1 tRNA gene and 1 rRNA gene are annotated in these 2,206 nt (G+C 50.2%); both read left to right on the top strand.

Going from position 1 to position 2,206, the window contains the following annotated elements:
* Positions 1 to 389 precede the first annotated feature (389 nt).
* Positions 390 to 1,911, top strand: a 16S ribosomal RNA gene (locus BV214_RS12890).
* Between the two features lie 217 nt (positions 1,912 to 2,128).
* Positions 2,129 to 2,202 (top strand) — tRNA-Ile (locus tag BV214_RS12885).
* The last annotated feature ends 4 nt before the right edge of the window (positions 2,203 to 2,206 follow it).

Below are 2,206 nucleotides of genomic sequence, written 5' to 3'. Positions count from 1 at the left end.
TAAAAAACCTTAAAAATAGTTATTGAAAAAGCTTGTGGAATCGAAAAAGGGGCGTAGATTTGCACCCCGCAAACGACTCGATCAGCGAGTGGGCGGAAACGGCGGTAAGACGCCATGTACTTTGACATTTCGTATCCGATTAGGTTGAGCCAGAAAAGAAAAACAAAGTTTTTTCAAAAAAGGTTTGCCAGAAGAAAAAGAGGTTGTATATTTGCAGCCGCTTACGGAAACGGAAGCTTGAATGGAAAGTAAAGAATACACGTTCTTGAACATATTGTAAAGACAGCGTATTTTCGATCTGGCGACAGATCGGGGATATTGAAAAAGAAACCGAAAATACGAGCTGGGCATTTTGCTTTTGATGGTTGATCGAAGTTATATAAGAATCAACGATGAAGAGTTTGATCCTGGCTCAGGATGAACGCTAGCGGCAGGCCTAACACATGCAAGTCGAGGGGCAGCATTTCCAGCTTGCTGGAAGATGGCGACCGGCGCACGGGTGAGTAACGCGTATAGAATCTGCCCTTTACTGGGGAATAGCCCGAAGAAATTTGGATCAATGCCCCATGGTCCCTTCTTGTGGATTCACGATTAGGGTAAAGGTTACGGTAAAGGATGACTATGCGTCCCATTAGTTAGTTGGTAGGGTAACGGCCTACCAAGACCGCGATGGGTAGGGGCCCTGAGAGGGGGATCCCCCACACTGGTACTGAGACACGGACCAGACTCCTACGGGAGGCAGCAGTGAGGAATATTGGACAATGGGCGAGAGCCTGATCCAGCCATGCCGCGTGCAGGAAGACGGTCCTATGGATTGTAAACTGCTTTTATACGGGAAGAACCTAGGGCACGTGTGCTCTACTGACGGTACCGTAAGAATAAGGATCGGCTAACTCCGTGCCAGCAGCCGCGGTAATACGGAGGATCCGAGCGTTATCCGGAATCATTGGGTTTAAAGGGTCCGTAGGCGGGCCATTAAGTCAGGGGTGAAAGTCTGCGGCTCAACCGTAGAATTGCCCTTGATACTGGTGGTCTTGAGTTATGGTGAAGTAACTAGAATATGTGGTGTAGCGGTGAAATGCATAGATATCACATAGAATACCGATTGCGAAGGCAGGTTACTAACCATATACTGACGCTGATGGACGAAAGCGTGGGGAGCGAACGGGATTAGATACCCCGGTAGTCCACGCCGTAAACGATGGATACTAGCTGTCCGGCAGCAATGCTGGGTGGCTAAGCGAAAGTGATAAGTATCCCACCTGGGGAGTACGTCCGCAAGGATGAAACTCAAAGGAATTGACGGGGGCCCGCACAAGCGGTGGAGCATGTGGTTTAATTCGATGATACGCGAGGAACCTTACCAGGGCTTAAATGTAGTCTGACAGCTTTAGAGATAGAGTTTTCTTCGGACAGATTACAAGGTGCTGCATGGTTGTCGTCAGCTCGTGCCGTGAGGTGTCAGGTTAAGTCCTATAACGAGCGCAACCCCTGCCGTTAGTTGCCAGCATGTCATGATGGGGACTCTAACGGGACTGCCGGTGCAAACCGCGAGGAAGGTGGGGACGACGTCAAATCATCACGGCCCTTACGTCCTGGGCCACACACGTGCTACAATGGCCGGTACAGAGAGCAGCCATGTCGCAAGGCAGAGCGAATCTATAAAGCCGGTCACAGTTCGGATCGGGGTCTGCAACTCGACCCCGTGAAGCTGGAATCGCTAGTAATCGGATATCAGCCATGATCCGGTGAATACGTTCCCGGGCCTTGTACACACCGCCCGTCAAGCCATGGAAGCTGGGAGTGCCTGAAGTCCGTCACCGCAAGGAGCGGCCTAGGGCAAGATCGGTAACTAGGGCTAAGTCGTAACAAGGTAGCCGTACCGGAAGGTGCGGCTGGAACACCTCCTTTCTAGAGTATTTGCCATTGAGGGCGAATGTTAAGGGCTCGTTTTTTCGGTTTTCTGTTTTTACATATTTTATAATGATTTTAGTGATCAATATAGTGAGTCTCATAGCTCAGCTGGTTACCCGCCCGCGCCGCAACGGCACGTTCGGACGGGGAGCGCTAGCGCTCTCTTAGGTAATGACCAGAGCAATTGCTTATGGAGGAGTTAGGAGATTAAAGAAGTCTCATAGCTCAGCTGGTTAGAGCGCTACACTGATAATGTAGAGGTCGGCAGTTCGAGTCTGCCTGAGACTACTAA

The organism is Arenibacter amylolyticus (assembly GCF_002150785.1).
Classification (GTDB): domain Bacteria; phylum Bacteroidota; class Bacteroidia; order Flavobacteriales; family Flavobacteriaceae; genus Arenibacter; species Arenibacter amylolyticus.
This window is presented reverse-complemented; position numbering and strand designations above follow the sequence as displayed.